The organism is Sphingopyxis sp. GW821-FHT12F08 (assembly GCF_058806755.1).
Genome location: NZ_JBXAQA010000006.1, coordinates 91611 through 116874, shown reverse-complemented (window position 1 = coordinate 116874; position 25264 = coordinate 91611). Strand labels below are relative to the sequence as shown.

Annotated in this window: 25 protein-coding genes; 14 read left to right on the top strand and 11 right to left on the bottom strand. The window is 67.3% G+C overall.

Features of this window, described 5'->3' with window-relative positions; translation table 11 throughout:
• Entirely contained in the window at window positions 1-492 is a 492-nt protein-coding gene (locus tag AC1RNQ_RS16580; protein ID WP_493172815.1) for a winged helix-turn-helix transcriptional regulator, read from the bottom strand.
• 91 nt (window positions 493-583) lie between these two features.
• On the opposite strand from AC1RNQ_RS16580, the gene AC1RNQ_RS16575 reads away from it, so the two are divergent.
• A complete protein-coding gene (locus AC1RNQ_RS16575) occupies window positions 584-1315 on the top strand; it encodes an SDR family oxidoreductase (RefSeq protein WP_493172814.1) in 732 nt (243 codons plus the stop codon).
• Window positions 1309-1911 (top strand): 2-hydroxychromene-2-carboxylate isomerase, encoded by a 603-nt coding sequence (locus tag AC1RNQ_RS16570; RefSeq protein WP_493172812.1) that lies wholly within the window; start codon window positions 1309-1311, stop codon window positions 1909-1911. Before AC1RNQ_RS16575 ends, AC1RNQ_RS16570 begins: the two co-directional genes overlap by 7 nt.
• A 51-nt stretch (window positions 1912-1962) precedes the next feature.
• Here the strand turns inward: AC1RNQ_RS16570 and AC1RNQ_RS16565 are convergent, their stop codons facing one another.
• A complete protein-coding gene (locus AC1RNQ_RS16565; protein ID WP_493172810.1) occupies window positions 1963-2976 on the bottom strand; it encodes a DUF3011 domain-containing protein in 1014 nt (337 codons plus the stop codon).
• 251 nt (window positions 2977-3227) lie between these two features.
• Here AC1RNQ_RS16565 and AC1RNQ_RS16560 point away from each other — a divergent pair, with 251 nt between their 5' ends.
• A complete protein-coding gene (locus AC1RNQ_RS16560; protein ID WP_493172808.1) occupies window positions 3228-4592 on the top strand; it encodes a TIGR02594 family protein in 1365 nt (454 codons plus the stop codon).
• 47 nt (window positions 4593-4639) lie between these two features.
• Window positions 4640-5923 carry a UDP-N-acetylglucosamine 1-carboxyvinyltransferase gene (gene murA, locus AC1RNQ_RS16555; protein WP_493172806.1) on the top strand — a complete coding sequence of 428 codons (1284 nt, stop codon included), beginning with the start codon at window positions 4640-4642 and terminating at the stop codon, window positions 5921-5923.
• A gap of 28 nt (window positions 5924-5951) precedes the next feature.
• Here murA and AC1RNQ_RS16550 read toward each other — a convergent pair whose 3' ends face one another.
• The 5 genes from AC1RNQ_RS16550 to AC1RNQ_RS16530 form a co-directional block, all read right to left on the bottom strand.
• Window positions 5952-7226: an alpha/beta hydrolase family protein gene (locus AC1RNQ_RS16550; RefSeq protein ID WP_493172804.1), complete on the bottom strand. Its 1275-nt coding sequence runs from the start codon at window positions 7224-7226 to the stop codon at window positions 5952-5954.
• A gap of 45 nt (window positions 7227-7271) precedes the next feature.
• Window positions 7272-8228, bottom strand: a complete 957-nt coding sequence (locus tag AC1RNQ_RS16545; RefSeq protein WP_493172802.1) for a DMT family transporter — start codon at window positions 8226-8228, stop codon at window positions 7272-7274.
• Between the two features lie 166 nt (window positions 8229-8394).
• Entirely contained in the window at window positions 8395-9405 is a 1011-nt protein-coding gene (locus AC1RNQ_RS16540; RefSeq protein WP_493172800.1) for a threonine aldolase family protein, read from the bottom strand.
• A 44-nt stretch (window positions 9406-9449) separates the two neighbouring features.
• The gene (locus AC1RNQ_RS16535) at window positions 9450-9635 is read right to left on the bottom strand and encodes a hypothetical protein (protein WP_493172798.1); all 186 of its coding nucleotides are present in this window, start codon (window positions 9633-9635) and stop codon (window positions 9450-9452) included.
• A gap of 139 nt (window positions 9636-9774) precedes the next feature.
• Entirely contained in the window at window positions 9775-10992 is a 1218-nt protein-coding gene (locus AC1RNQ_RS16530; RefSeq protein WP_493172796.1) for an argininosuccinate synthase, read from the bottom strand.
• A 143-nt stretch (window positions 10993-11135) separates the two neighbouring features.
• Between AC1RNQ_RS16530 and AC1RNQ_RS16525 the strand changes: the two genes are divergently transcribed.
• Complete coding sequence (locus AC1RNQ_RS16525) at window positions 11136-12209, top strand: tetratricopeptide repeat protein (protein ID WP_493172794.1); 1074 nt, start codon at window positions 11136-11138, stop codon at window positions 12207-12209.
• Window positions 12210-12350: 141 nt separating this feature from the next.
• Here the strand turns inward: AC1RNQ_RS16525 and AC1RNQ_RS16520 are convergent, their stop codons facing one another.
• Window positions 12351-12854 carry a hypothetical protein gene (locus tag AC1RNQ_RS16520; RefSeq protein WP_493172792.1) on the bottom strand — a complete coding sequence of 168 codons (504 nt, stop codon included), beginning with the start codon at window positions 12852-12854 and terminating at the stop codon, window positions 12351-12353.
• A gap of 131 nt (window positions 12855-12985) precedes the next feature.
• Here AC1RNQ_RS16520 and AC1RNQ_RS16515 point away from each other — a divergent pair, with 131 nt between their 5' ends.
• The 3 genes from AC1RNQ_RS16515 to AC1RNQ_RS16505 are packed head-to-tail and all read left to right on the top strand — an operon-like array spanning window position 12986 to window position 15796.
• Window positions 12986-13960 (top strand): helix-turn-helix transcriptional regulator, encoded by a 975-nt coding sequence (locus tag AC1RNQ_RS16515; RefSeq protein WP_493172790.1) that lies wholly within the window; start codon window positions 12986-12988, stop codon window positions 13958-13960.
• A gap of 46 nt (window positions 13961-14006) precedes the next feature.
• Window positions 14007-15347: an acyltransferase family protein gene (locus AC1RNQ_RS16510; RefSeq protein WP_493172788.1), complete on the top strand. Its 1341-nt coding sequence runs from the start codon at window positions 14007-14009 to the stop codon at window positions 15345-15347.
• A gap of 11 nt (window positions 15348-15358) precedes the next feature.
• Window positions 15359-15796: a DUF1801 domain-containing protein gene (locus AC1RNQ_RS16505; protein WP_493172786.1), complete on the top strand. Its 438-nt coding sequence runs from the start codon at window positions 15359-15361 to the stop codon at window positions 15794-15796.
• A 12-nt stretch (window positions 15797-15808) separates the two neighbouring features.
• Here the strand turns inward: AC1RNQ_RS16505 and AC1RNQ_RS16500 are convergent, their stop codons facing one another.
• Genes AC1RNQ_RS16500 through AC1RNQ_RS16490 form a run of 3 tightly spaced genes read right to left on the bottom strand, consistent with a single transcriptional unit; the run spans window position 15809 to window position 19167 of the window.
• On the bottom strand, window positions 15809-16582 hold the full coding sequence (locus AC1RNQ_RS16500) for a molybdopterin-binding protein (protein WP_493172784.1): 774 nt from the start codon (window positions 16580-16582) through the stop codon (window positions 15809-15811).
• Window positions 16579-17427: a cytochrome b/b6 domain-containing protein gene (locus AC1RNQ_RS16495; protein WP_493172782.1), complete on the bottom strand. Its 849-nt coding sequence runs from the start codon at window positions 17425-17427 to the stop codon at window positions 16579-16581. The genes AC1RNQ_RS16500 and AC1RNQ_RS16495 overlap by 4 nt, the downstream gene beginning before the upstream one ends.
• Before the next feature lie 30 nt (window positions 17428-17457).
• A complete protein-coding gene (locus tag AC1RNQ_RS16490; protein WP_493172780.1) occupies window positions 17458-19167 on the bottom strand; it encodes a class I adenylate-forming enzyme family protein in 1710 nt (569 codons plus the stop codon).
• Window positions 19168-19244: 77 nt separating this feature from the next.
• Between AC1RNQ_RS16490 and lgt the strand changes: the two genes are divergently transcribed.
• The 6 genes from lgt (at window position 19245) to AC1RNQ_RS16460 (ending at window position 25237) form a co-directional block, all read left to right on the top strand.
• On the top strand, window positions 19245-20126 hold the full coding sequence (gene lgt / locus AC1RNQ_RS16485; protein WP_493172778.1) for a prolipoprotein diacylglyceryl transferase: 882 nt from the start codon (window positions 19245-19247) through the stop codon (window positions 20124-20126).
• Window positions 20113-21174, top strand: a complete 1062-nt coding sequence (locus tag AC1RNQ_RS16480; protein WP_493172776.1) for a class I SAM-dependent methyltransferase — start codon at window positions 20113-20115, stop codon at window positions 21172-21174. The genes lgt and AC1RNQ_RS16480 overlap by 14 nt, the downstream gene beginning before the upstream one ends.
• Window positions 21171-21689 carry a GNAT family N-acetyltransferase gene (locus AC1RNQ_RS16475; RefSeq protein ID WP_493172774.1) on the top strand — a complete coding sequence of 173 codons (519 nt, stop codon included), beginning with the start codon at window positions 21171-21173 and terminating at the stop codon, window positions 21687-21689. Before AC1RNQ_RS16480 ends, AC1RNQ_RS16475 begins: the two co-directional genes overlap by 4 nt.
• Entirely contained in the window at window positions 21686-22447 is a 762-nt protein-coding gene (pgeF, locus tag AC1RNQ_RS16470) for a peptidoglycan editing factor PgeF (RefSeq protein WP_493172772.1), read from the top strand. Before AC1RNQ_RS16475 ends, pgeF begins: the two co-directional genes overlap by 4 nt.
• Before the next feature lie 106 nt (window positions 22448-22553).
• Window positions 22554-23837: an MFS transporter gene (locus AC1RNQ_RS16465; RefSeq protein WP_493172770.1), complete on the top strand. Its 1284-nt coding sequence runs from the start codon at window positions 22554-22556 to the stop codon at window positions 23835-23837.
• A gap of 74 nt (window positions 23838-23911) precedes the next feature.
• On the top strand, window positions 23912-25237 hold the full coding sequence (locus AC1RNQ_RS16460) for a cystathionine gamma-synthase family protein (protein WP_493172768.1): 1326 nt from the start codon (window positions 23912-23914) through the stop codon (window positions 25235-25237).
• Window positions 25238-25264 lie beyond the last annotated feature (27 nt).

Genomic DNA, 25264 nt, shown 5'->3' with positions numbered 1-25264 from the left:
CTAACCCGCCCGCCGCGCCTGCTCGGCCCTGAGCGCCGGCGACGGCTCGCCCTTCAGGTCGCCATAGCCCAGCGCCGCGCCGCACCCCGGACATACCAGCGCCGTCCCGACATCGGCCCCGCACGCGCGGTGGATATAACGCATCGCGGGCCCGTCACCGGTCTCGCCCTCGCGATACGCCCAGCGCTCGGCCCAGCCGCGCATCGCATAGAGCACGCCGAACAGGTCCTTGCCCTTGTCGGTCAGCCGATATTCGTGGCGCACCGGCTTGTTCTGATAGGCGTGGCGCTCGACCACGCCCCCGGCCTCGAGCAATTTGAGCCGCGCCGACACGAGTTGCGGGCCCAGCCCGGTATTCGCCGCGATCGCCTCGAACCGCCGCCGCCCGAAAAACAGGTCGCGCAGGATCAGCAGCACCGCGCGGTCGCCGAGCAGCTCGGCCGAGCGTCCGACGGGGCAGAAGGTGTCCGAAAGATCCGTGCGTTTGGGCATGATGTCCGTCTATCTCAAATCCTCAGGATGCGAAATTTCGCTTGTTACTATGATTATCATAGTTACTATGCAACACCAAGAGGAGAGTCGCATGCCCAATCCCGCCGCGGTCATCATCGGAGCCGGCGACGCTACCGGCGGCGCGATCGCCCGCGCCTTCGCCGCCGAAGGCCTCACCGCCTGCGTCAACCGCCGCCCGCGCAGCGCCGACCAACTCGAAGCGCTCGCGCGGTCGATCCGCGACGCCGGCGATCAGGCGCGCGCCTTCCCCGGCGACGCCCGTAGCGAAGACGACATGATCGCATTGTTCGATCAGGTTGAGGCCGAGGTCGGCCCGGTCGAGGTCGCGGTGTTCAACATCGGCGCCAACGTCAATTTCCCGATCACCGAGACGACGGTGCGCGTCTACACCAAGGTCTGGGAAATGGCGTGCCTCGGCGGTTTCCTGATGGGGCGCGAGGCCGCGAAGCGCATGGCGCCGCGCGGCCGCGGCACGATCCTCTTCACCGGCGCGACCGCGAGCCTGCGCGGCGGATCGGGCTTTTCGGCCTTCTCGGGCGCCAAGGGCGCGCTGCGCATGCTCGCGCAGTCGATGGCACGCGAACTCGGGCCGCAGGGCGTGCATGTCGCGCATACGATCATCGACGGCGCGATCGACACCGACTTCATCAAGGGCCGCCACCCCGATTTCGACAACGCCAAGGCAGCGGACCTGATCCTCAACCCCGACGCCATCGCCGCCAATTATGTGATGCTCCACCGGCAGCCGAAAAGCGCCTGGACCCACGAACTCGACCTCCGCCCATGGGGAGAAAAATGGTGACCAAAAGCCTCGAACTCATCTTCGATTTCGGCAGCCCCAACGCCTACCTCACGCTCAAGGTCCTGACCGAACTGCTCGAACGCACCGGCGCCGACCTGGTCATCACCCCCTGCCTGCTCGGCGGCATTTTCAAGGCCACCGGCAACAAGGCGCCGATGGTCCAATACGCCGAAGCGCCCGCTAAAATGGCCTATGAAAATCTCGAGATGCGCCGCTTCATCGAAAAGCATGGCCTTATCAAATTTCGCCTCAACCCGCATTTTCCGATCAACACCCTGCTCATCATGCGCGGCGCGATCGTCGCCGAGGACGAGGGCGTGCTCGACGACTATGTCGATGCGGTGAACCGCGCGATGTGGGAAGAGGGCGTCAAGATGGACGCCCCCGAGGTCGCGGCAAATTTCCTCACCGCCAACGGCTTCGACGGCCCCGCCTTGCTCGCGCGCACGCAGGAGCCCGGGATCAAGGCGAGGCTGGTCGCCAACACCGAAGCCGCCGTCGCGCGCGGTGTCTTCGGCATCCCCACCTTCTTCGTCGGCGACGACATGTTCTTCGGCAAGGACCGTCTGGGTCAGGTCGAAGAGGCACTCGCCTGACCCGTGCTTCGCCGCCCCCGCCGTGGCGGGGGCGGCGACTTTGTCGCGCTCCTAGCTGAAGTCGAGCTGGATGATCTGGCTCGGTGTCGCGCGGCAATACATTTCGATCGACCTTGCGCCGTCGGGATAGGTCGCGGTCATCGCCGCGCGGATGCGCCAGCCCCCATTGCCCTGCTCGAGGCTGACGAGCTTGTCATAGCTCAGCCGCGTACCCCCGGTGACCCCGATCTGCCGCGCCGCGTCGGTCATGCAATTTTGCACCGACGGCCGCGCCGCGCTCGGCAGTGCCGACAGATTGGCGCTCAGCGTCGCGGGCGGGCCCGCGGGGTAGGTCGGCGTCGCCACCTCCTCGACCGGCGCGGCTTCGCCCTCTTTTTTCTTCTTGTTCTTGCTCGCGAGCAGCGCGATCAGCCCGCCCGCGACGACGATGCCGCCGATGATCAGCCCGGTACTCGGCCCCTTGTCCTTCTCGGGCTTCGGCCCGGGCAGCGGGACGAGGTTGTTGTAGCCATAGCCGAACTCGGCGCGGCACCCGTCGTTCACCCAGATATAATTGGCGGTGTAACCCCACTGACGCCCGTCGTTGCAGCGCCCGCCGAGCCGGCGCACCAGTTCGACACGATTGTTCGTCGGGACATTGCACTGCTCGTAACGGCCGCCGCGCGATTCGCAGCGGATCGTTCCGGCATAATCGTCGACCGGCCCGGGCAGCGGCACCGGATAGCCGCCGCCATTCGCATAACCATAGCCGAATTCGGCGCGGCAGCCGCCCGACACCCAGATCTGGTTGGCGGTGAAACCCCAGTCGCGCCCCTTCGAACAGCGCCCGCCGATCACGCGGAGCAGGTCGACGCGGTTCGCGGTGCGGACGGTACAGCGCTGGATCTTGTTGTTCCGCGACTCGCATCGCAGCGTCCCGGCATAGCCGTCGCCGGGCCGCGGCGGCTGGATCTGCGGGCCGCCGGGTGGCGGATAGGGCAGCGTCGACTGGGCGAGCGCGGGAACGGCGAGCTGTGTGGCGATCAGCGATGCCGATGTGGCGATGGTAACGACAATATTCCTCATGCCCTTGCCCCTTCTGTTCTGAAAACCGACTCCGTCCAGTAACGTCCTTCTACTTCCCGATATTTGCACCAATGTTTCCACGTTTCGGTGCGCATTGCCATCGCAAAAGACCGGACACGGCAGACATCATTTAACCATAGGCGGCGTCGCTTCCCTTTCGGCGCAGGCTCGCTTAGGCTGCGCCGCGCCATCCACCGCGACCGGAGAGCGGATGTTATCGCCATGATCGATCATCGGGGACTGTGACAGTGATGCCGCGCAAGCACATAATATTGCTCGTCCACGGGATCAGGACCCACGCCAGCTGGTACGAGCGCGCGCAACAGGTGTTTGCGCAGCTCGGCGACGTCGAGATCGAGCCGATCAAATATGGCCGCTTCGACCTGTTCCGTTTCCTGATCCCCGGTCCCTGGCGCCGCGGCCCGATCGACCGGTCGGAAGACCGGATGCTGCCCATCATCGACCGGGTCCGCAAAGAGGGCGGCCTCGTCAGCGTCATCGCGCACAGCAACGGGACCAATGTCGCCGCGACGCTGCTCAAGGAAAGTCACTTGTTCAAGATCGACAATCTGATCCTCTGCGGATCGGTGGTCGACACCGATTTCGACTGGGAAGGCGTTTCGCACAAGGTCAGCGGCAAGATCATCAACGATTATGGGGTCCGCGACATCTGGCCCGCCGTCGCGAAATCCTTCACCTGGGGCTATGGCTATTCGGGCACCAACGGCTTCGGCGCGCCGGTCAAGGACCGGCTGCACGACACCACCCATTCGGCCTATTTCTCCAAGGATTTCATGGAGAAATACTGGATCAGCTTCTTCCGCGACGGCACGATCGTCCGGCCCGAATATGGCGAGGTCGAAATCCCCCAATCGCCCTGGTGGTTCTATTTCTTCGAGATCCCGTGGAAATGGGTGATCGTCGCGCTGCTGGGGCTGCTGGCCTTTTTCGCCTGGTCGGGCCGGGCGGGGGCACCCGAAGTTTCTCCCGGCGACGGAGACCCCACGACAACCGCGGCGCCGGCGGACAGCGGCGACCCTGTCACCGCCGGCCCGCCCGCCGAATCCACCGCGGTTCCCGCCCTGAGCCTCGCATGCGACCGTGGCTCCTATGTCGTCAATCTCGACGAGCTCGGCCAGCTGCGCAGCGATGCCGAACTGGTCAACACCGCGGCGTGGGTGAACATCGCGATCGGCGAGCTGGGGCAGCGCGAATATTCGGGCGACGAGGCCAACCCGCGCATCCTCGCCTATATGGCGACCGGGCAACCGAAATTCACCTCGGACGAGCAGCCGTGGAACAGCCAGTTCGTCAACTATGTCCTGAACCGCGCCGGCAAGACCGGCACCAACAGCGGGCTGGCGCGATCCTGGCTGAGTTGGGGCAAGGATAGCATCGCCGAAGTCGGCGACCCGGTCGTCGGCTCGGTCGTCGTCGCCAGCCGCGACGGCGTTCCCGGCGGGGGCGTCGCGGGTTTCTATCTGGGTTCCGCCCCCGACGGCGGCGTCCGGGTGCTCGCGGGCAATATCTGCAAGGAGGTGTCGATCGTCTCGGTGCCCGAAGGCAAGATCCTCGGCTATCGCCTGCCCTCGGACTGGCTCGGCCCCGCGCAATGAGCATCGGGCCCGCTTGCGCGGCCCCGCCCATCCGCTAAAGACTGCGCATGGATCAAATCGTCATTCGCGGCGGCCAGCGACTCAAGGGCCGTATCCCCATCTCAGGCGCGAAAAATGCGGCGCTCACCCTGCTGCCCTGCGCGCTGCTCACCGACGAGCCGCTGACCTTGCGCAACCTGCCGCGCCTCGCCGACGTCGACGGCTTCGGCCATCTGTTGAACCAGCTCGGCTGCTCGACGACGATCGAGGGCTCGCGGCCCGAGGATTTCGGCCGCGTACTCACCGCGCGCGCGACCACGCTCACCTCGACCGTCGCCCCCTATGACATCGTGCGCAAGATGCGCGCCTCGATCCTCGTGCTCGGCCCGCTGCTCGCGCGCGCGGGCGAGGCGACCGTCTCGCTCCCCGGCGGCTGCGCGATCGGCAACCGCCCGATCGACCTCCACCTCAAAGCGCTCGAAGCCTTCGGCGCCGAAATCGAGCTCGCCTCGGGCTATGTGAAGGCCGTCGCCCCCGGCGGCCGGCTCAAGGGCGGCAAGTTCACCTTCCCCGTCGTCTCGGTCGGCGCGACTGAAAATGCGGTGATGGCCGCGGTGCTGGCGAAAGGCACCTGCGTCCTCGAAAACGCCGCGCGCGAGCCCGAGATCGTCGACCTGTGCAACTGCCTCGTCGCGATGGGTGCCTCGATCGACGGCATCGGCACCGAAACGCTGACGATCGAAGGCGTCGACCGCCTCCACGGCGCGACCTATCGCGTGATGGCCGACCGCATCGAGGCGGGCAGCTATGCCTGCGCCGCGGTGATCACCGAGGGCGATGTCGAACTCGTCGGCGCCAAGGCTGAGGAAATGGAAGCGACGCTCTCGGCGCTGCGCCAAGCCGGCGCGACGGTCGAGGCGACCAAGACCGGCATCCGCGTCGCGATGTCGGGCCGCGCCCAGCCGGTGACGCTGTCGACCGCGCCCTACCCCGGCTTCGCGACCGACATGCAGGCGCAGTTCATGGCGATGGCGACGCTCGGCTCGGGCGCGTCGCTGTTCACCGAGACCATCTTCGAAAACCGCTATATGCACGTCCCTGAGCTCGCCCGCATGGGCTGCGACATCGACGTGCGCGGCCGCAGCGCGGTGGTGCGCGGGGTCGACCACCTCGTCGGCGCGCCGGTGATGGCGACCGACCTGCGCGCCTCGATGAGCCTGATCATCGCCGGCCTCGCCGCGCAGGGCCAGACCGAGGTCAACCGCGTCTACCACCTCGACCGCGGCTACGAACGGCTGGAGGAGAAGCTCCAGGCGGTCGGTGCCGATATCGAACGGATCAGCGCGGGTTAAATCCTTATCTATACCGTGAGGTTGGTGACTAGCGCTTCGCCGTCAGATGCTCCGCGCGGCCATAGGCTCCGCGGGCATCGCCCTTCGCCCAGTCGCCGAGCAGCTTGAGATAGCCGTCGGTGATCCGCGTGACGCTGCGCCCGCCGTCGGCACCGGTGGTGAATTCGAACATGCCATGATCGGTGTTCGGGAAAAGATAGACGTCGACCGGCTTGCCCGCGGCCTTCAGCCCCATCAGCGCGCCGCGCGTCGTCTCGATCGGCGCCTCGCGGTCCTCGCCCGCGAGCACCCACAGCAGGGGCGCGTCGAGCTTCCGCAGCGCCGCGACCGCGTCATAGTCCCAGATCAGCTCCAGATTGTCGAAACGCGCGCGCCCAACGCGGCGGAGCTCGTCGTTGCTCATCCGCGCGATCGCGCCGCTATGCTCGCCGGCGATTTTCGCGGCCCAGGGCTTGTCCGCCATTTCGGCGCGCACCGCGTCGAGCTGGTCATAGCCTTCCCTGAAATTCGAGAGCAGCAGCCGCGCGGTCGCGGCCGACAGCCGCGTCACCAGCGCCTCGGCATCTTTGCCGAGCCCGGCGGCGCGCACCTCGACGACCATCTGCTCGCGGTCCTCCTCGATCGGGGAGGCGACGAGGCCGAAGCCGACCGCGACGAAATCGGCCTTCGTGAGCGTCGCGGCGCGCGGCGCGACCCAGCCACCCTGGCTGCCGCCGAAAAGGCCCGCACGGCCATGGCGTCCTGCGGCGAGCCCGCGCGCGGTCTCCAGCGCCTTCGCCGCATCGGCCGCGAGCAGCTCGAAATTCTGCGTATATTCGCCTTCGGACCCGCCGGTGCCGCGCTTGTCATAGACGAACACCGATATGCCCTGCGCCGCCATCGCATAGCCATAGACGCCGCCGATCGGCGAGCTGCGTTCGGAGCCGTGGACCATGACCACCAGCGGCCGCTTGGCATCGGCTGCACCCGGCGGCTCGATCAGCACCCCGGTCAGCCTGGTGCCGACGCTGTCGAAACTCGCCGGCGTCTCGCGAAAGGCGATCCTGTTCCAGCGCGCGCCCTGCACCTCGACGATGCCGTCGCGGCAGGCCAGCGGCGCATTCGCTTCGCTCGTTGCCCCGCGCCGCCCGTCGCGGAACAGATAGCGCAGCGCCGGCGCCGGGATGCTCGGCACCGCCGCGAGCACGACGAAATCGCCGCTTTCAGCGCTATAGGTCCCCGCGGTGCAGGCCTGCTGCTGGGCGGAAGCGGGCCCAACGGACGCGAAAAAGGCGAGAGCGAGGCCGAGAAATATCCTGTGCATGGCGCCCGATAACCTCCCCCCGCGCGGCGGGCAATCGCAGAGCGGTCAGCCGTCCTTGTCGCAGGGCACCGACACCACATTGCCGCCGCTTACCGACGGCTTGTCGGGCCGCTTGACCACCGCGATCACCAGCCCGACCAGCGCGACCGCACCGCCCGCGATCGACAGCGGCGCCCAGCGATAGCCCTCGAACAGCGTCGAGAAGCCCATTGCGATGATCGGGATCAGCACGCTCGACCACGCCGCCTGCCCCGGGCCAACCGCGCGGATGATGTTGAAATAGAGCGGAAAGGTCACCGCGCTCGCGATCACGCCGAGATAAAGGACGCCGCCCAGATAGGCCGGCGTCGTCTCGATCACCGGCGGCCCCGTCGTGATCCACGCAAAGCCCGCGTCGCCGAGCGCGCCGAACAGCATCGCCCAGGCGATCATCACCACCATCGACTGCGCGCGCGCGATCCCGGTGCCCTGCATGACGTTCGCGGTCGAGGCGCTTAGCACCCCCGCCAGCGTCAGCGCGGTGCCGAGCAGCACCTCGCCGGCATCGAGCGTCGCCACGCGATATTCGTGGAGGATCATCAGCCCGACGCCGACGATCGCGATCCCCGCGCCCGCGAGGAAGCGTCCCTCGACCTTCGTCTTCAGGAAGATCCGGCCGAGCAATGTGTTGGGCACGATCAGCAGCGCGAACAGCACCGCGACCAGCCCCGAAGTGATATGCTGCTCAGCGCGGTAGACGAAGTTGAAGTTGAACGCGAATTGCGCGAGCCCCAGCAGCGCCGCAAAGCCCCACGCCCGCCCCGACAGCAACAGGTCTTCGCGCCGCCACGCCGCATAAGCGAACATCGCCGCCGCGCCGACGAAGAAGCGGTACGCGACCGACCAGCTCGGCGGCACGACCCCCAACTGCCCAGTGATGACGATCCACGTCGATCCCCAGATCAGCGTGACCAGCGCAAAGGGCAGCAGGACGCGCGGGGACAGGAGCGACGGTGCGCTCATATCCGATCCTCCCCACGCGCAGCGATGGGGAGGTGGCAGCGCGAAGCGCTGACGGAGGGGTCGACGCCGTCAGGCGTCGGGGCAAGGCCAGACCCCTCCACCACCGCTTCGCGGCGGTCCCCCTCCCCATGGCTGCGCCAAGGGGAGGAACCTATGCAGATCGATTTCACAGCGCCGCGATCGCCGCCGCCAATGGCGCGACGGCATCGGCGTCCTGGTCCCAGCTGACCACCAGCCGCGCCGCGCCCTCGCCCCAGTCGTAGAAGTCGAACCCCTTGGCGCGGAGCTCGGCGGCGTCCTCGGCGCCGATCCGCACGAACAGCTCGTTCGCCTCGACCGGGTGCATCAGCCGCGATCCGCACGCCGCCGCCAGCGCAGCGGCACCGGCATTGGCCGCGCGCGCATTGGCGAGCCACAGATCGTCCTTCAGCATCGCGCGGATCTGCGCCGCAACAAAGCGTCCCTTGCTGAGCAGATGCCCGCCGCGCTTCTTGAGCTCGCGCACCCCCGCGCCGCCGCTGCCGCCGAAGAAGACCAGAGCCTCGGCCATCATCGCACCGTTCTTGGTGAAACCGAACGACAGCGCGTCGACCCCCGCACGCCACGTCACATCGGCGGGCGCACAATCCAGAAAGGCGACGGCATTGGCGAAGCGCGCGCCGTCCATGTGCAGCTTCAGCCCAGCGGCCTTCGAAATCGCGCTGATCTCGCGCACCTCGTCGGGGCGCCACGCCAGGCCATATTCGGTCGCGTTGGTGATGCTGATCGCCGCGGGCTGGACCTGGTGGACGTCGCTCCGGATTCCCGCGATCCGCGCCTTCAGCGCCTCGGCATCGATCTTCGCCCCCGCGCCGGGCAGCGTCATCAGCTTGGCGCCCCCCGAATAGAAACTCGGCGCGCCGCATTCGTCGACCTCGATATGCGCTTCCTCGTAACAGAGGATGCCCTGCCACGGCCGCACGAAATGCGCGAGGATGATGCTGTTCGCCGCGGTGCCGGTCGGGATCCACACGACCTCGCAGTCGGTTTCGAACAGCTCCGAAAAGGCCGCGTCGAGCGACTGGCTGAGCGCATCGCCGTCATAGGCGGTGTCGACATGGTTGGCGGCGGCCAGCGCTTCCATCACCTTGGGATGGACGGTCGCGGCGTTGTCGGAAAAGAAGCGGGTCGCGGTCATGCGCCGCGCCTTAGCGCAGCAGATCGCACCGCGCCAGCACCCCCTCAGTGGCGGCGATAGACAAGGCGTTTATAGGTCCGCGACCAGCGCACCAGATAGCGCCCCGGCCAGATCCAGCGCGTCTTCATCCCCGTACGATTGACGTTCAGCGCGAAGCGCGGGATCAGCACAGTGCGCCATTCCCATTCGTCGCGCTCGGACGGCGCGTCCTCCACATTCCAGTCGTCCATTCTGAGCTACCCCCAACAAGGACGGCAACCTCATCCCGGTGATTATCGTTCGCCTGCCACTGCCAGCTATTGCTAGCATAGGCAGCGCGATCCGCGCGTCGTCCTGCGGCGACACCTGTCCCGAACGCGGCGGACCGCGTCAGCGGTCGCGTTTCGCCAGCAGTTTCAAACGCAGCGCGTTGAGCTTGATGAAGCCCGCCGCATCCTTCTGGTCATAGGCGCCGGCGTCGTCCTCGAAGGTCACATGGCGTTCGCTGTACAGGCTGTTCGGCGACTTGCGCCCGACGACACCGGCATTGCCCTTATAGAGCTTCAGCCGCACCGTGCCGCTCACCTTTTCTTGGCTATGGTCGATCGCCGCCTGCAGCATCTCGCGCTCGGGCGCGAACCAGAATCCGTTGTAGATGAGCTCGGCATATTTCGGCATCAGCTCGTCCTTGAGGTGCGCCGCGCCGCGGTCGAGCGTGATGCTTTCGATGCCGCGATGCGCGCGGGCATAGATTTCGCCGCCGGGGGTCTCGTACATGCCGCGCGACTTCATGCCGACGAAGCGGTTCTCGACGAGGTCGAGCCGGCCGATGCCATGCTTGCGTCCGAAGTCGTTGAGCGCCGCGAGCAACGTCGCGGGCGACATCGCCTCGCCGTTCAGCGCGACGCCATCGCCGCGCTCGAAATCGACCGTGATATATTCGGGGGTGTCGGGCGCATCCTCGGGATTGACCGTGCGCGAATAGACATAGTCGGGGGTCTCGTCCCACGGATTTTCGAGCACTTTTCCTTCCGACGACGTGTGCAGCAGGTTGGCGTCGGTGCTGAACGGGCTCTCGCCGCGCTTGTCCTTCGGCACCGGGATCTGGTGCTTCTCGGCGAATTCGATCAGCGCGGTGCGGCTGGTCAGATCCCATTCGCGCCACGGCGCGATCACCTTGATGTCGGGGTTGAGCGCATAGGCGCTGAGCTCGAACCGCACCTGGTCGTTGCCCTTGCCCGTCGCGCCATGCGCCACGGCGTCAGCTCCGGTTTCCCTGGCGATCTCGACCAGCCGCTTCGAGATCAGCGGCCGCGCGATCGAGGTGCCGAGCAGATAGTCGCCCTCGTAGCGCGCATTGGCGCGCATCATCGGAAAGACGAAGTCGCGCACGAATTCCTCGCGGACGTCGTCGATATAGATATGCTCGGGCTTCACCCCCATCAGCACCGCCTTGGCCCGCGCGGGCTCGAGCTCGTCGCCCTGCCCCAGGTCGGCGGTGAAGGTCACCACCTCGCAGCCATAGGTCACCTGCAGCCATTTCAGGATGACGCTGGTGTCGAGCCCCCCCGAATAGGCGAGGACGACGCGCTTGAAGGACTCGGACATGGGCTGCACCTTTGGCGAGAAAAGACGGGGGCGCGCCTAACAGGCCGATCCGCGCGGCGCAACGCCTTGGCGCGTTCTTACAAGTTTCCGGCCCGAAGCTCTGGCATGATGGCGGCGGGGACGCGCTCGCAAGGATATCCATCATGCGGATAGTTTACGCTATCGCCGCGCCCTTTCTCATGTTCGGCGCAGCTTCTTCGCTCCAGGGTGGGGGCGGGTCGATGCCCGACCCGGCGCGCGAATATAACCAGAATGTCGATTGCCATAACGCCTACGACCTTCTGGTGCACGACCTTCACGCCGGCACCGCCATGTCCGTCGCGGCGCGCGACTGGGCGGTGGCGCACGAGGCGAGCGCCAGGAACGGCACCCCCTGCGCCCCGCCGCTCCCCGAAATGATCGCGCGCGGCGGCAGCTGGCAGATCAAAACGATCGAGGGCCGCGACGCCGCCGCGGCCTTCTATCACAAGCAGAAGGACCCCGCCGCGCTCAGCGAGCTCGGCATCGCCTGGCTCAACGGCACCGTCGAGGGCGGCAATCCGCAGGAGGGCCTTGAGATGATCAACGAGGCGGCAAAGCTCGGCGACCCGGTGGCGCTGTTCACCATGGGCACGATCCACGCCGCGGGCGCGCTGGGCGCCACCAAGGATTATGCGAAGGGCTTCGGACTGCTGAGCCAGGCCGCGGCGGCGGGCCATATCGACGCCATCTACCGCGTCGGGCTCCACTATCACGAGGGGCTCGGGGTCAAGCGCGACTATAAAAAGGCGTTCGAGAATTTCAAAATGGCGGCCGAGCGCGGGCATTTCTACGCGATCATCATGGCGTTCGACATGATCAACAGCGATCGCGGGGTAAAGAAGGATTTCAAGCTCGCCTATCGCCTGTCGCGCACCGTCGCCGAGCAGGGCGAACCCTATGGCGCGGTGATGGCGGCCTCCTCACTGCTCCAGATGAAGGACCCGCTCAAGAATGAGGACGAGATCCTCTACTGGATGGACCAGGGCATCACCCGCGGCGACGAGAATATCCGCGGCCAGCTCATTCCCCTGCGCGAACAGGTGGTCGCCGCCTTCACCAAGGCCAAGGCGCCGCCGCAATACACCCCGCGCGCGTTCAAGGCGTGCCCGATGAAGACCGTGTGCACGGTCAATCACTATTCGGGGCTGCAGAGCTGCACCACGAACAAGGATTATTGGAACGACTGCGACGGGTGAGGCCTTCAACCCCTCCCCTAAAGGGGAGGGGCAGCGAGACTTGGTTCGGCGCAGCCGGGCCTAGTCGCAGCGGGGTGGGTCAAGCGACCTCGTCTAAAATTACAGGCCCCCACCCCAACCCCTCCCCTAAAGGGGAGGGGCTTAGCCGACCCTGGTCCAATCCATGAACCACCCGTCGTCCCACGTCTTCCCGCCGTCGCGCGACACGCCCTGGAACCAGCGACAGCTGGTCGCGGTGATCCGGTCCCAAACGCCGCGATAAAGCTCGGGGCCCTTCTCGCCCTCGCCCTCCGACAGAAACGTCCCGACGCCATCCTCGAACACGCCGAGCTGCCCCGGCACCGCCACCACGCCCGACTTGGCGTTGACCCAATGGTCCGACCAGATCTTCTTCTCGACGTCGAGCAGCCGCAGCCCCATCCCCGAGAAGCCGCGCGCCGGAATGCGCAGTTCCTCCACGCTCGCGACGCCGCCGAGGATGGCGACCACCGTCGCCTCGCCCGGGAACTCGATCCATTTCCCGCCTTCGCGGAAGCGGTTGTGGATGCGCCATTCGCCGGTCAGGAAATCGAAGTCGCCGGGCTTGCCGACGGGCTTGGGGGTAATCGCGGCGGCGGCCACGGCCACGGGTATCAAACTGGTCATAAGGGCTCCTGCGCTGAGGGCCACGAGGCGGCGTCGGTCGATGTCGGTCATGCGTCCCTCCGGGTTGATGCCCCGCCCTACGCCCCCAATCCTGACATTCCCTGTCAGTTATTTTCTGCTAGGGCGAAAAAATGCGCGCGAGCCGCCTCCTTTCGATCCTGATCCTGCTGCAGCTGCGCCAGCGGCTCACCGCCGCCGATCTCGCGACCGAGTTCGAGGTGTCCGAGCGCACTATCTACCGCGACATCGACGCGCTCAGCGCCGCCGGCATCCCGGTCTATGGCGACCGCGGCCCCGGCGGCGGCTTCCAGTTGCTCGACGGATACCGCACGCGGCTGACCGGCCTCGACCCGCAGGAGGCGCAGGCGATGCTGCTCGTCGGCCTGCCCGACCATGCCGCCGCGCTCGGCCTCGGCGGCCCCGCGAAGCGCGCCCGCGGCAAATTGCTCGCGGCGCTGCCCCAGAGCGGCAGCGCCGAGGCCGACCGCATCGCGCGCGCCTTCCACATCGACACGCTCGACTGGTATCGCGCCGCACGTCCCGCGCCTTTGCTCACCGCCGCCGCGCGCGCGGTGATCGACCGCCGCCGCGTCGCGATCCGCTACACCAGCTGGCGCAGCACGCGCGACTGGACCCTCGACCCGCTCGGCATCGTGCTCAAGGCCGGCAACCATTATCTCGTCGCGGCGAGCGGCGACCGTGTCCTGACCTTCACCGTCGCCGACATGCAGACGCTAGCGATCCTCGACGAGCAAGCGGCGCGCCCCGCCGATTTCGACCTCGCCGCCTGGTGGACGGCCTCGACCCGCGATTTCGAAACGCGTCTTCGCCCCGGCCACGCGATCCTCCGCGCCTCGTCGCTCGGGCTCGAACGCCTGCGCCTGCTCGGCGCCTGGGCGGCCGACGCGGTCGCGACAGCCGAAGCCCCCGACCTCGAAGGCCATCGCCGCCTGACCCTCCCGATCGAGGGTATCGACGCCGCCGCCCCGATGCTGCTCGGTCTCGGGCCCGAGATCGACATCGAGGACCCGCGCGAGCTCCGCACCGCGGTTGCCACACTCGCCCGGGCGGTCGCCGGGCGGCTGGACGTTGCGGATCGCGGCTAACCCTTTATCATCCTTTGTCGTCCACCGGTCCGGCGAGGGGAGATTCATGGACATCGCGACGCCGCCCAAGAAGACGCTCTGGTCGCGCGCCCGCGCGATGGCCGAACAGGCCCCGCCGACACGCAACCGCTACGTCGATTTCCTGCGCGCCTTTTCGATCCTCGCGGTCGTCGTCGGCCACTGGCTCGTCGCCGCGCCCTATATGAAGGACGGCGCGGTCGAAGGCGGGCACCTGCTCGGCATATTGCCCTGGACGCAGTGGCTGACCTTGGGGTTCCAGGTGATGCCGCTCTTCTTCCTCGTCGGCGGTTTCTCGAACGGCCTGTCGTGGGCGGCGACGCAGCGAGCGGGCGGGCGCTTCACCACCTGGTTCGCGGCGCGCGTCCGGCGGCTGATCAACCCCGTGCTGCCGCTGCTGCTCATCTGGTCGCTCGTCACGCTGTTCGGCACGCAGGTCGGCATCGACCGCGCGGTGGTGAAGATGGCGGCGCAGCTCGCACTCGTCCCCGTCTGGTTCCTCGCCGTCTATCTGATCGTCACGGCGCTCACCCCGTGGAGCCACGCGGCGTGGCAGCGCTTCGGCCTCGCCTCCTTCTTCGCGCTCGTCGCCGCGGCGGTCGCGGTCGACGTCGCTACGCTGCAATTCGGCATCGCTTATGTCAATTTCCTGAACTTCGTCTTCGTCTGGGTCGCGATCCATCAGCTCGGCTATGCCTGGCACAACGGCCGCCTCGCCGCGCCCCTGCTCTGGGCGGCCGCCGGCCTGACCGCGCTCGGCCTGCTCGTCGGCCTCGGCCCCTACCCCGTCGCGATGATCGGTGTCCCCGGCGCGACCTTGAGCAATTCGATGCCCCCGACGCTCGCGCTGCTCGCGCTCGGCATCGCGCAAACCGGCCTCGCGCTCGCGCTCGAAAAGCCCGCGCGCCGGATGCTCGATGGGATCACCGCCTGGACGACCGTCGTGCTCATCAACGGCATGATCATGACCGTCTACCTTTGGCACCTCACCGCCTTCGTGCTGGCGATGATCGCCGCGTGGCTGCTCGGCGGCGTCGGCCTGTATGCCGAACCGGGCAGCACCGCATGGTGGCTCGCGCGCCCGATCTGGTTCGCGCTCTACATCGCTTTGCTCTTCCCCTTCATCCTGCTCTTCGCGCGCTACGAAAGCGGCGGCAAGGCGGCCGAGGGCGACGTCACCCACGCGCGACTGATCCTCGGCATGCTGATGATCTGCGCCGGGCTCGCGATGACTGCGGCGATCAGCATCGCCAGCCCCTTGGGCGTCACCGGGGTGCGCCTGTGGGTCGTCGCTTTGCCCTTCCTCGGCGCCGCGCTCGTCGGCTTCGGCCCCGCCGCGCGCCTGCTGATGCACCGCGCCGAAACCTGAGGAGAAAAGCCATGGCCAAGACCGAGGTGAAGACCAAGCCCACCGAAATGACCGTCGCCGACTTCATCGCCGCGATCCCCGAAGCGCGCCGCCGCGAGGAGGCCGAAGTCGTCGACGCGATGCACCGCCGCGTCACCGGGCTCGAGCCCAAGATGTGGGGCCCTTCGATCATCGGCTATGGCAGCTATGACTATGTCTATGACAGCGGACACTCGGGCACGATGTGCCGCGCCGGTTACAGCCCGCGCAAATCGGCCATGACACTGTACCTCATGGGCCATTATTGCGACCGCCAGCCCGAGGCCGACGCGCTGCTCGCCAAGCTCGGCAAATACAAGAACGGCAAGTCGTGTCTTTACGTCAACAAGCTCGCCGACGTCGACCTCGACGTGCTCGAACAGCTGGTCGTGCTCAGCTGGGACGTGATGAATGCGCGCTACCCGACCTGACGCACGCGACGGCTATATCCCCGCATACCATTCATAATCGACGCGATCTTCCCAGAAGCCGCCCTTGCCCGCGCCGATCCCGTCGAGGCTCGCGACCGCCTCGATCCCGGTCAGATATTTGGCGTGCTTATAGCCCAGCTGCCGCTCGATCCTGAGGCGCAGCGGCGCGCCATTGGCGATCGGCAGCAGCTCGCGGTTGAGCGCCCACGCCAGGATCGTTTGCGGATGCAAAGCATCGACCAGGTCGCAGCTCTCGTAATAGAGCGCATCGCCAATCCGATCGGCGCAGCGAAAGACGATGTAACGCGCACGGTCCTTGAGCCCCGCCGCCGCGAGCACGCGCGACAGCTGTACCCCGGTCCATTCGCCGATCGCGCTCCACCCCTCGACGCAGTCGTGGCGCGTGATCTGCGTCCGCTGCGGCATCGCGCGGATATCGGCTAGCGACAGCGACAGCGGCGCGTTGACGAGCCCCGTCACCGCGACGCGCCAGTCGGCAAATCCGCTCGCCGCATGGCCGGCATAGGCGGCACCCGGCGGCAGTTTGGTCCCGTTCGAACGGAAAGTCGGCGACAGATCGGCGCGGCCGAACTCGCGCGCCAGCGCGTTACGGTCCATCAGCGCGCGCTGGCTCGCCTGGTGCATCTCCTCGCCCATCGACAAGATCTTGCGCGTGAGCGGCGCCTCGTTGATCGCGTCGCACGCCGACAGCAAGGGCAACGCCGCGACGAGCCCGCCCGCCCCCGCGATCAGCCGCCGTCGCGGCATGAGGATCCCGCCGCTCATGCGTCCTTCTCGGGCGGCAGGCGGAACCAGCCGGTCACCATCGAGCGCAATTCGTTCACCGGCCCCGCGAGCAGCACCATCGCGATATGCACGACGAAGAAGGCGACCAGCGCCCACGCCGCGATGAAGTGGATCGATCGCGCCGACTGGCGCCCGCCGAAGACCTCGACCAGCCACGGCCAGGCGGCGTTCATCCCCGGCGACATCGCCAGCCCGGTGAAGATCATCAGCGGCAGCAGCACGAAGATCACCCCGACATAGGACAGCTTCTGCAGGATGCCGTAGCGCGCCGCCGCCTCGCCGCGCGGGAAGCGCAGCCGCGCATGGTCCTTGATGTCCCGCCAGATATGCCGCGGCGCCCATTCGTGCCGCCGCACGTGCAGGTCCTTCTTCAGATGCCCGCCGACCGCGGTCCACAGCATGAACAGCGTCAGCCCGATCGCCAGCACCCAGGCGAAGAACAAATGCCAGCGCCGCCCGCTCGCGAGATCGTAGCGCGTCGGGATCGTCGCCCAGCCCGGAAAGGCGAGCTTGCGCACCGCTCCCTCGCCGTCGGTCCAGCGCCCGAGCAAGCCGGTGGTCTCGATCCGCGTCTCGCCGATCCGCAGATAGCCGGTGTCGCCCTGCGCCGCGATCGCCAGCCAGGCATGGTCGGCGTTCGCACCATAATCGCCCCAATAGAGGCGCGGATGCGCGTTGAAGATCATCAGCCCGCTCATCAGCAGGATCAGCAGCGTGACCGCATTGACCCAATGCCAGATGCGCACGGGCAGCCGGTGGCGATAGACGCGCGCAGGCGGCGCCGCGCCGGCGGGGGGAGCGGTGGGGGCTTCAGCCTCGGCCATATTCCCCATTCGCTCCCTTCGCCCCTTTGGTTACGCCGCGACCTCCGTGGCATATTCGCCGCGATAATGATTGCGCAAGCTGACCTTGTCGATCTTCTCGCTGCCGAGCTTGGGCAGCGCATCGTTCGACATCCAGATACGGCACGGCACCTTGTACGGCGCGAGCCGCTGGCTCAGGAACGCCGTCAGCTCGTCGGCGGTGACTCCGCTCCCCGGCTTGACCCAGACCACCGCGCCGACGCATTCGCCCAGCCGCTCGTCGGGCAGGCCGAACACCGCGCATTCGTTGACGTCCTCATGCTCGTAGATCGCCGCCTCGACCTCTTGGCAGCTGATATTCTCGCCGCCGCGGATGATGATGTCCTTCTTGCGGTCGACGATGAACAGATAGCCGTCCTCGTCGAGGTAACCGAGGTCGCCCGAGCGGAAATAGCCATTGTCGAAAAAGGCCGCCTTGGTCGCGGCTTCGTTGTTCCAATAGCCCTCGAAATTGCACACCGACCGGATGCACACCTCGCCGACCCCGCCCTGCGGCAGCGGATTGCCGTCGTCGTCGAGGATCGCGAGGTCGACCAGCGGCTTCGACGCCGGCCCGGTCGACATCGGCTTGGCGAGGTAATTTTCGTTGATGATGCCGCAGCCGACCGCATTGGTCTCGGTGAGCCCGTAGCCGAGCAAGGGCTTGGCATCGCCCATCTCCTCCGACAGGCGCTTCACATGCTCGGGCGGGCGCGGCGCGCCGCCCCCGGCGTAGCTCTTGCACGTCGACAAATCGTAATTCTTGCGGTTGGGGTTGGTGAGGATCTCGTAACTCATCAGCGGGACGCCCACGAAATAATTGCACTGCTCGTCCTGGATCAGCCGCATCGCCTCCTCGGCGTTCCACTTGGGCATCAGCACCAGTTTGCGTCCCAGCGCCAGGCTCTGCAGGAACACCGGGATTTCGGCGGTGACGTGGAACAGCGGCGTGCACACCAGCGTGGCGGGCTGGATGTCCGACATCAGCCCGTCCTCGGTGAGCAGATGCACGATGCTCGCGGTCTGCGTCACATAGTTGAAGATCGCCTGCACCACCGCATGATGCCGCGAATAGGCGCCCTTCGACTGGCCGGTCGAGCCCGAGGTGAAGAGGATCGTCGCGAGGTCCTCGCCGGTCAGCTGCGGCAGCACCGTCTCGGCGCTGCCCCCCGCCGCGATCGGCGCGATCGCCGCGGCGATCGGCTGCGCGATGTCGAGCGTGATCACCTTGGCGCCGTGGCTCACGCCCGGCTCGGCGAGCCGCGCCGCGCGCTGGACGTCGGCGATGACCAGCTTCGCCTCGGCGTCGTCGATCCCCGCGGCGAGCTCGCCGCCCTGCCACCAGCCGTTGAGCAGCGTCGCGCAGCCGCCCGCGAGCAAGATGCCCAGATAGGTGACGCACCAGGCGTTGGCGTTGCGCATCGCGATGCCGATACGATCGCCGCGCTGCACGCCATGGCCGTCGATCAGCCCCGCCGCGACCTGCCGCGCCGCGAGATACACCTGCTTGAAGCTCAGCCGTTCGTCGCCCTCGACCAGGAAGGTCGCGTCGCCATGCTGCATGGCGAAAAAGCCGGCATAGTCGGCGAGGTTCGCCGGCGCGTTGGCGATGACGGGCAGCTCCCGCCCGAAACGTTCGACCGACCCGATCTGGATCGGCCCGCCGGGACCGGTGATCAGATTATAGGCGGCTTCCAGGCGCAAATCGAGCGCGGATGGCATCGGGCATCTCTCCTCTTGGTCTCGCTCGCCATACCCCTTATGGGGAGGCCTCTCCTGGGGAAGGACAGCGCGACTATATGTTTCTTTTTGCAACCTTAGCCGAAGCGACGCAATATGTGAACTTCACCCAGCTGATGGGGGAGAACAGCGAAGTCGCGTTCAGCGTCTTCGGCCTCCCCATCCGCTGGTACGCGCTCGCCTATCTCGCGGGCATCTTCCTCGGCTACTGGTACCTGCTGAAGCTCATCGACCAGCCCGGCGCCCCGATGGCGCGCCGCCACGCCGACGACATGATTTTCTATGCGATGCTCGGCATCATCCTCGGCGGCCGGCTCGGCTATGTGCTCTTCTACAATCTCGAATCCTATCTGAAGGCGCCGGTCGAGATCTTCAAACTGTGGGACGGCGGCATGTCGCTCCACGGCGGCGCGATCGGCGTGCTGATCGCGATCTGGTATGTGACGCGCAAGGAAAAGCTCAATTTCCTGCGCTTCTGCGACTATATCGCCTGCGTCATCCCGTTCGGCCTGTTCCTTGGCCGCATCGCCAATTTCGTCAACGGCGAGCTGTGGGGCCGCGTGACGACGGTGCCTTGGGCGATCGTCTTTCCCGGCGCGGCCGGCCCCGACCCGCGCCACCCGAGCCAGCTCTACGAAGCCGGAATGGAGGGCCTGGTGATGATGGCGATCCTCGTCTGGCTCTTCTGGCGCACCGACGCGCGCTACAAACCGGGCCTCCTCTTCGGCGTGGCCGCCATCGACTATGGCGTCAGCCGTTTCCTGATCGAATTTGTGCGCCAGCCCGACGTACAGCGCCAATGGGTCGTCGACAGCACCGGCCTGTCGATGGGCCAGTGGCTTTGCGTGCCGATGATCCTCGGCGGCATCTGGCTCGTCGCCACCGCGAAGAAGCGCCGCCAGCGCGTCGAGCCCATCGCCGGACCCGATGCCGTTGCCTGACGGCCCGCCGACCCCCGAAGCATTGATCAGGGAGTTGGCGGCGGCGCGGGCGACCACCGTCGCCGACTATATGGCGCGCGCCAACTCCCATTATTACGCGACGCGCGACCCGCTCGGTGCCGCGGGCGATTTCACCACTGCGCCCGAGATCAGTCAGATGTTCGGCGAGCTGGTCGGCCTCTGGATCGCCGACCTCTGGTCGCGCGCGGGCCGCCCCGCCTTCGACTATGCCGAGCTCGGCCCCGGCCGCGGCACGCTTGGCGCCGACGCGCTGCGCGCCGCCGCGCGCTTCGGCTGCGTCCCGCGTCTGATCCATCTGGTCGAGACCAGCCCGACGCTCCGCGCGGCGCAGCTGGCGCGCCTTCCCGCCGCGCAGCATCACGACGAGGTCGACGCGCTCCCCGACGACGCGCCGCTCCTCATCGTCGCCAATGAATTTTTCGACGCGCTCCCGATCCACCAATATGTCCGCACCGCCGCGGGCTGGCGCGAACTGATGATCAAGCGCCGGGGCGGCAAGCTGGGGCCCGTCCCCGGCGACACCCCGGCCGACGACGCCATCCCCGCCGCGCTCGTGAACGCCCCCGAAGCCAGCATCGTCGAAACCGCGCCGCTGTCGGCCGCGATCATGCAGCGCTGCGCCTTCCGCCTCGCACGGCAGGGGGGCGCGATGCTCGTCATCGACTATGGCTATGCCGGCCCCGCCGCGGGCGACACGCTGCAGGCGGTCAAGGCGCACAGCTTCGCCGACCCCTTCGACACGCCGGGCGAGGCCGACCTCACCGCGCACGTCGATTTCACCGCGCTCGCGGCCGCCGCACGGCCCGCCAAGGTCGCGGTCACCCCGCTCGCCACCCAAGGCGACTGGCTCCGCCGCCTCGGCATCGACGCGCGGCTGCAGGCGCTGAGCGCCGCCGCCCCCGATCGCGCCGCCGACCTCAAGGCGCAGCGCGACCGCCTCGTCGAAGCAGGCGCAATGGGCCGTCTCTTCAAAGTCATGGCCTTCGCCGCCCCCGGCTGGCCAGAGCCCGCAGGATTTGCCGCATGACCGACATCCAGATCGCGCAGCCGACCGACGCCGAGGCGCTCTCGGCCTTCGCCGAGGCGAGCTTCGTCCACACCTTCGGCCATCTCTACGACCCCGCCGACCTCGCGCTCTTCCTTTCGACCTGGAACCCGCCCGAACGCGTCCGCGCCCAGATCGAAGACCCCGCCTACGACATCGCGCTCGTCCGGGGCGAAGCCAGCGCGATCCTCGGCTATATCAAGATGGGCCCGCTCGATTTCGACCTGCCCCCCGGCCAGCCGACCGACGACGCGGTCGAACTCCACCAGATCTACCTCGCCGAGGCCGCCAAGGGCACCGGGCTCGCTACCCGCCTGATGGACTGGGGCATCGCCTGGGCGCGCGCGCGCGCGTCGATACTCTACCTCTCGGTCTTCACCGACAACCCGCGCGCGCAGGCGGTGTATCGTCGCTACGGCTTCGTCGACGTCGGCCGCAACGCCTTCCGCGTCGGCAATCATGTCGACGAAGACCGCTTCTTCCGGCTCGACCTGTGAGCGCGCCCTTCGCCACCGCCGCCCCGCTCGAAGGCATCCCCCACGGCTTCTTCGGCCGCCGTGGCGGGGTGTCGAGCGGCGACCTCGCCTCGCTCAACTGTGGGCTCGGCTCGAACGACGATCCCGCGCTGATCGCCGAGAACCGCCGCCGCGTCGCCGGGGCCGTGCTGCCCGGCGCGGCGCTCACCGGGCTCTATCAGGTCCATGGCAATCGCTGCGTCATCGTCGACGAGGCGAGCGACCTCGCCGCCCGCCCCGAAGCCGACGCGCTCGCGACGCGCACCTCCGGCATCCTCCTCGGCATCCTCACCGCCGACTGCGTCCCCGTCCTCTTCGCCGACCGCACCGCCGGCGTCGTCGCCGCCGCGCACGCCGGCTGGAAGGGCGCCATCGCCGGGGTCACCGACGCGACGCTCGCCGCGATGGAAAGCCTCGGCGCAACCCGCGCCAACATCGCCGCCGCGATCGGCCCGTGCATCGGCCGCGCCTCTTACGAGGTCGACGACGGCTTCGTCGCGACCTTCGTGACCGACGATCCGGCGAACGAGCGCTTCTTCGCCGCGGGCAAGCCCGGCCACGCGATGTTCGACATCGCCGCCTATGTCGCCGCGCGCCTCGCCGCCGCGGGGCTCAGCCGAATTGCCATCGGCGGACAGGACACCTATGCCGAGGCCGAAGGCTATTTCAGCTATCGCCGCGCCTGCCACAAAAGCGAAAACAGCTATGGTCGCCAGTTATCGGTGATCGGGATCGGCTGATACATATGCATCCGTCATCTCGGCGAAGGTCGGGATCTCGCCAGTGCGCCATGACGCGAGGTTGAGATCCCGGCCTTCGCCGGGATGACGAAAAAATGGGGAAGAAATGAAAAGCCTGGCGATACCGCGCAAACGGCTGGTTTCGATCGTCGGCGGGTCGCTTGGCAACCTCGTCGAATGGTACGACTGGTTCGCCTACGCCTCTTTCGCCATCTATTTCGCCCCCGTCTTTTTCCCCAAGGCCGACCCCACCGCGCAATTGCTGAGCACCGCCGCGATCTTCGCGGTCGGCTTCGTCATGCGCCCGATCGGTGCCTGGGTGATGGGGCGCTTCGCCGACACGCGCGGGCGCAAGGCGGGGCTGTCGCTGTCGGTCGCGCTGATGTTCAGCGGCTCGCTGCTGATCGCCGTCGCCCCGACTTACGCCGTCGCCGGGCTGCTCGGCCCTGCGACCTTGCTCGTCGCGCGCATGCTCCAGGGGCTGTCGCTCGGCGGCGAATATGGCGCCAGCGCGACCTATCTCTCCGAAATGGCGCCGCGCAAGAATCGCGGCTTCTGGGCGAGCTTCCAATATATGACGCTGATCGGTGGCCAGCTCTGCGCGATCTTCGTCGCGGTCGTGCTGCAAAGCTTCCTGACCGAGGCCGAACTCACCGCCTGGGGCTGGCGCATCCCCTTCGTCATCGGCGCCTTGCTCGCGCTCGGCGTCTATGTGCTCCGCCGCAACCTCGTCGAAACCCCGTCGTTCCAGAATCAGGCGGTCGACCGCCCGGTCTCGACCGCGAAACTCTTGTGGAAGGAGCATCGCCGCGAATCGATCCTCGTCGGCATCTTGTCGGCCGGCGGCGGGCTCGGCGCGTACACCTACACCAGCTATATGCAGAAATATCTGTTCAACACGGTCGGTTTCGACAAGGCGACCGCGACCTATATCATCGCCGCCGTCCTCCTGTGGTTCACCGCGATGCAGCCGGTGTTCGGCGCGCTTGCCGACAAATTCGGACGCAAGCCGATGCTGCTGCTGTTCGGGATCGGCGGCGCGATCGCCGCAGTGCCGACCTTCCTGACGCTCGAGACGGTGACCTCGCCGATCGTCGCGACTTTGCTGATCATGATCCCGATCACGCTGCAGAGCGGCTACAGCGCCAACAACGCGCTGGTGAAGGCCGAGCTGTTCCCCGCGCATATCCGCGGCCTCGGCGTCGCTTTGCCCTATGCGATCGGTAATGCAATGTTCGCGGGCACGCTCGAGATGGTCGCGCTCTCCCTCAAGGGCGCGGGCGTCGAGTGGCTCTTCTATTTCTACGTCGCCGCCGTGATCGCCGCGGCGGGGGTCGCGACGCTGATGCTTCCCGAAACCAGGGAGCGCAGCCTGATCGTCGAGGATTGATGCGATCGCGGGGTGACCGGGGACCAAAAGCGCGCTAGTTGCGCGTGAAACTATATTGCGCAGGAGTCTTTCGCATGCCCCCCATCGACAACAGCGACCTCACCGGCACCACGCCGCGCCGCGCGCCCAAGAAGGACGTCACCGAGATCGGCGGGCGCGCGCTTTCGCCGACGACGCTGATGATGGGCTATGGCTATGACCCGATGCTGTCCGAAGGCTCGCTGAAGCCGCCGATCTTCCTGACCTCGACCTTCGCCTTCGAAAGCGCCGCTGCGGGCAAGCGCCATTTCGAGGGCATCACCGGCAAGCGCCCCGGCGGCGCCGACGGCCTCGTCTATTCGCGCTTCAACGGCCCGAACCAGGAAATCCTCGAGGCGCGCCTCGGCGTCTGGGAAAGGGCCGAGGACGCGCTCGTCTTCTCCAGCGGCATGTCGGCGATCGCCACACTGCTCCTCGCGCATGTCAGCATGAACGACGTCATCGTCCATTCGGGCCCGCTCTACGCCGCGACCGAGACTTTGATCGGACGCATCCTGTCGCGCTTCGGCGCGACTTACGTCGATTTCCCCGCCGAAGCCTCGCGCGCCGAGTTGGATGCGATCCTGGCCCGCGCCAAGGAGATGGCCGACGCGCAGGGCGGCAAGGTCGCGATGGTCTATCTCGAAAGCCCCGCCAACCCCACCAACGCGCTCGTCGACGTCCAGGCGATGCGCGCCGCGACCGACGCCGCCTTCGCCGAGGGCGCGCGGCCGCCGATCGCCATCGACAACACCTTCCTTGGGCCCCTCTGGTCGAAGCCGCTCGCGCATGGCGCCGACATCACCCTCTACAGCCTGACCAAATATGCCGGCGGCCACAGCGACCTCGTCGCGGGCGGCGTCGTCGGCTCGAAGCATTGGCTGGGCCCGATCCGCATGATGCGCAACACCATCGGCACGATCTGCGACCCCAACACCGCGTGGATGCTGCTGCGCAGCCTGGAGACGATCGAACTCAGAATGAGCCGCGCGGGCGAAAATGCCGAAAAGGTCTGCGCCTTCCTGCGCGATCATCCGAAGGTCGAGGGTCTCGGCTATCTCGGCTTCCTGCCCGAAGGATCGCAGAAGGATATTTTCGACCGCCACTGCACCGGCGCCGGATCGACCTTCTCGCTGTTCATCAAGGGCGGCGAGGCGGAAAGCTTCCGCTTCCTCGACGCGCTCAAGATCGCCAAGCTCGCGGTCAGCCTCGGCGGCACCGAAACCCTTGCCAGCCACCCCGCCGCGATGACGCATCTCTCGGTTCCCGACGCGCGCAAGGCGGCGCTCGGCATCACCGACAATCTGGTGCGCATCTCGATCGGCATCGAAGACGCCGACGACCTGATCGCCGATTTCGCGCAGGCGCTCGACGCGGTTTGAGAACCAGGCCCTCCCCTTCAGGGGAGG

What these genes read in the sequence shown, in the direction of transcription:
- AC1RNQ_RS16580 (WP_493172815.1), bottom strand. Translation starts at nt 492, where the DNA reads ATGCCCAAACGCACGGATCTTTCGGACACCTTCTGCCCCGTCGGACGC.
- AC1RNQ_RS16575 (WP_493172814.1), top strand. Translation starts at nt 584, where the DNA reads ATGCCCAATCCCGCCGCGGTCATCATCGGAGCCGGCGACGCTACCGGC.
- AC1RNQ_RS16570 (WP_493172812.1), top strand. Translation starts at nt 1,309, where the DNA reads ATGGTGACCAAAAGCCTCGAACTCATCTTCGATTTCGGCAGCCCCAAC.
- AC1RNQ_RS16565 (WP_493172810.1), bottom strand. Translation starts at nt 2,976, where the DNA reads ATGAGGAATATTGTCGTTACCATCGCCACATCGGCATCGCTGATCGCC.
- AC1RNQ_RS16560 (WP_493172808.1), top strand. Translation starts at nt 3,228, where the DNA reads ATGCCGCGCAAGCACATAATATTGCTCGTCCACGGGATCAGGACCCAC.
- murA (WP_493172806.1), top strand. Translation starts at nt 4,640, where the DNA reads ATGGATCAAATCGTCATTCGCGGCGGCCAGCGACTCAAGGGCCGTATC.
- AC1RNQ_RS16550 (WP_493172804.1), bottom strand. Translation starts at nt 7,226, where the DNA reads ATGCACAGGATATTTCTCGGCCTCGCTCTCGCCTTTTTCGCGTCCGTT.
- AC1RNQ_RS16545 (WP_493172802.1), bottom strand. Translation starts at nt 8,228, where the DNA reads ATGAGCGCACCGTCGCTCCTGTCCCCGCGCGTCCTGCTGCCCTTTGCG.
- AC1RNQ_RS16540 (WP_493172800.1), bottom strand. Translation starts at nt 9,405, where the DNA reads ATGACCGCGACCCGCTTCTTTTCCGACAACGCCGCGACCGTCCATCCC.
- AC1RNQ_RS16535 (WP_493172798.1), bottom strand. Translation starts at nt 9,635, where the DNA reads ATGGACGACTGGAATGTGGAGGACGCGCCGTCCGAGCGCGACGAATGG.
- AC1RNQ_RS16530 (WP_493172796.1), bottom strand. Translation starts at nt 10,992, where the DNA reads ATGTCCGAGTCCTTCAAGCGCGTCGTCCTCGCCTATTCGGGGGGGCTC.
- AC1RNQ_RS16525 (WP_493172794.1), top strand. Translation starts at nt 11,136, where the DNA reads ATGCGGATAGTTTACGCTATCGCCGCGCCCTTTCTCATGTTCGGCGCA.
- AC1RNQ_RS16520 (WP_493172792.1), bottom strand. Translation starts at nt 12,854, where the DNA reads ATGACCAGTTTGATACCCGTGGCCGTGGCCGCCGCCGCGATTACCCCC.
- AC1RNQ_RS16515 (WP_493172790.1), top strand. Translation starts at nt 12,986, where the DNA reads ATGCGCGCGAGCCGCCTCCTTTCGATCCTGATCCTGCTGCAGCTGCGC.
- AC1RNQ_RS16510 (WP_493172788.1), top strand. Translation starts at nt 14,007, where the DNA reads ATGGACATCGCGACGCCGCCCAAGAAGACGCTCTGGTCGCGCGCCCGC.
- AC1RNQ_RS16505 (WP_493172786.1), top strand. Translation starts at nt 15,359, where the DNA reads ATGGCCAAGACCGAGGTGAAGACCAAGCCCACCGAAATGACCGTCGCC.
- AC1RNQ_RS16500 (WP_493172784.1), bottom strand. Translation starts at nt 16,582, where the DNA reads ATGAGCGGCGGGATCCTCATGCCGCGACGGCGGCTGATCGCGGGGGCG.
- AC1RNQ_RS16495 (WP_493172782.1), bottom strand. Translation starts at nt 17,427, where the DNA reads ATGGCCGAGGCTGAAGCCCCCACCGCTCCCCCCGCCGGCGCGGCGCCG.
- AC1RNQ_RS16490 (WP_493172780.1), bottom strand. Translation starts at nt 19,167, where the DNA reads ATGCCATCCGCGCTCGATTTGCGCCTGGAAGCCGCCTATAATCTGATC.
- lgt (WP_493172778.1), top strand. Translation starts at nt 19,245, where the DNA reads ATGTTTCTTTTTGCAACCTTAGCCGAAGCGACGCAATATGTGAACTTC.
- AC1RNQ_RS16480 (WP_493172776.1), top strand. Translation starts at nt 20,113, where the DNA reads ATGCCGTTGCCTGACGGCCCGCCGACCCCCGAAGCATTGATCAGGGAG.
- AC1RNQ_RS16475 (WP_493172774.1), top strand. Translation starts at nt 21,171, where the DNA reads ATGACCGACATCCAGATCGCGCAGCCGACCGACGCCGAGGCGCTCTCG.
- AC1RNQ_RS16465 (WP_493172770.1), top strand. Translation starts at nt 22,554, where the DNA reads ATGAAAAGCCTGGCGATACCGCGCAAACGGCTGGTTTCGATCGTCGGC.
- AC1RNQ_RS16460 (WP_493172768.1), top strand. Translation starts at nt 23,912, where the DNA reads ATGCCCCCCATCGACAACAGCGACCTCACCGGCACCACGCCGCGCCGC.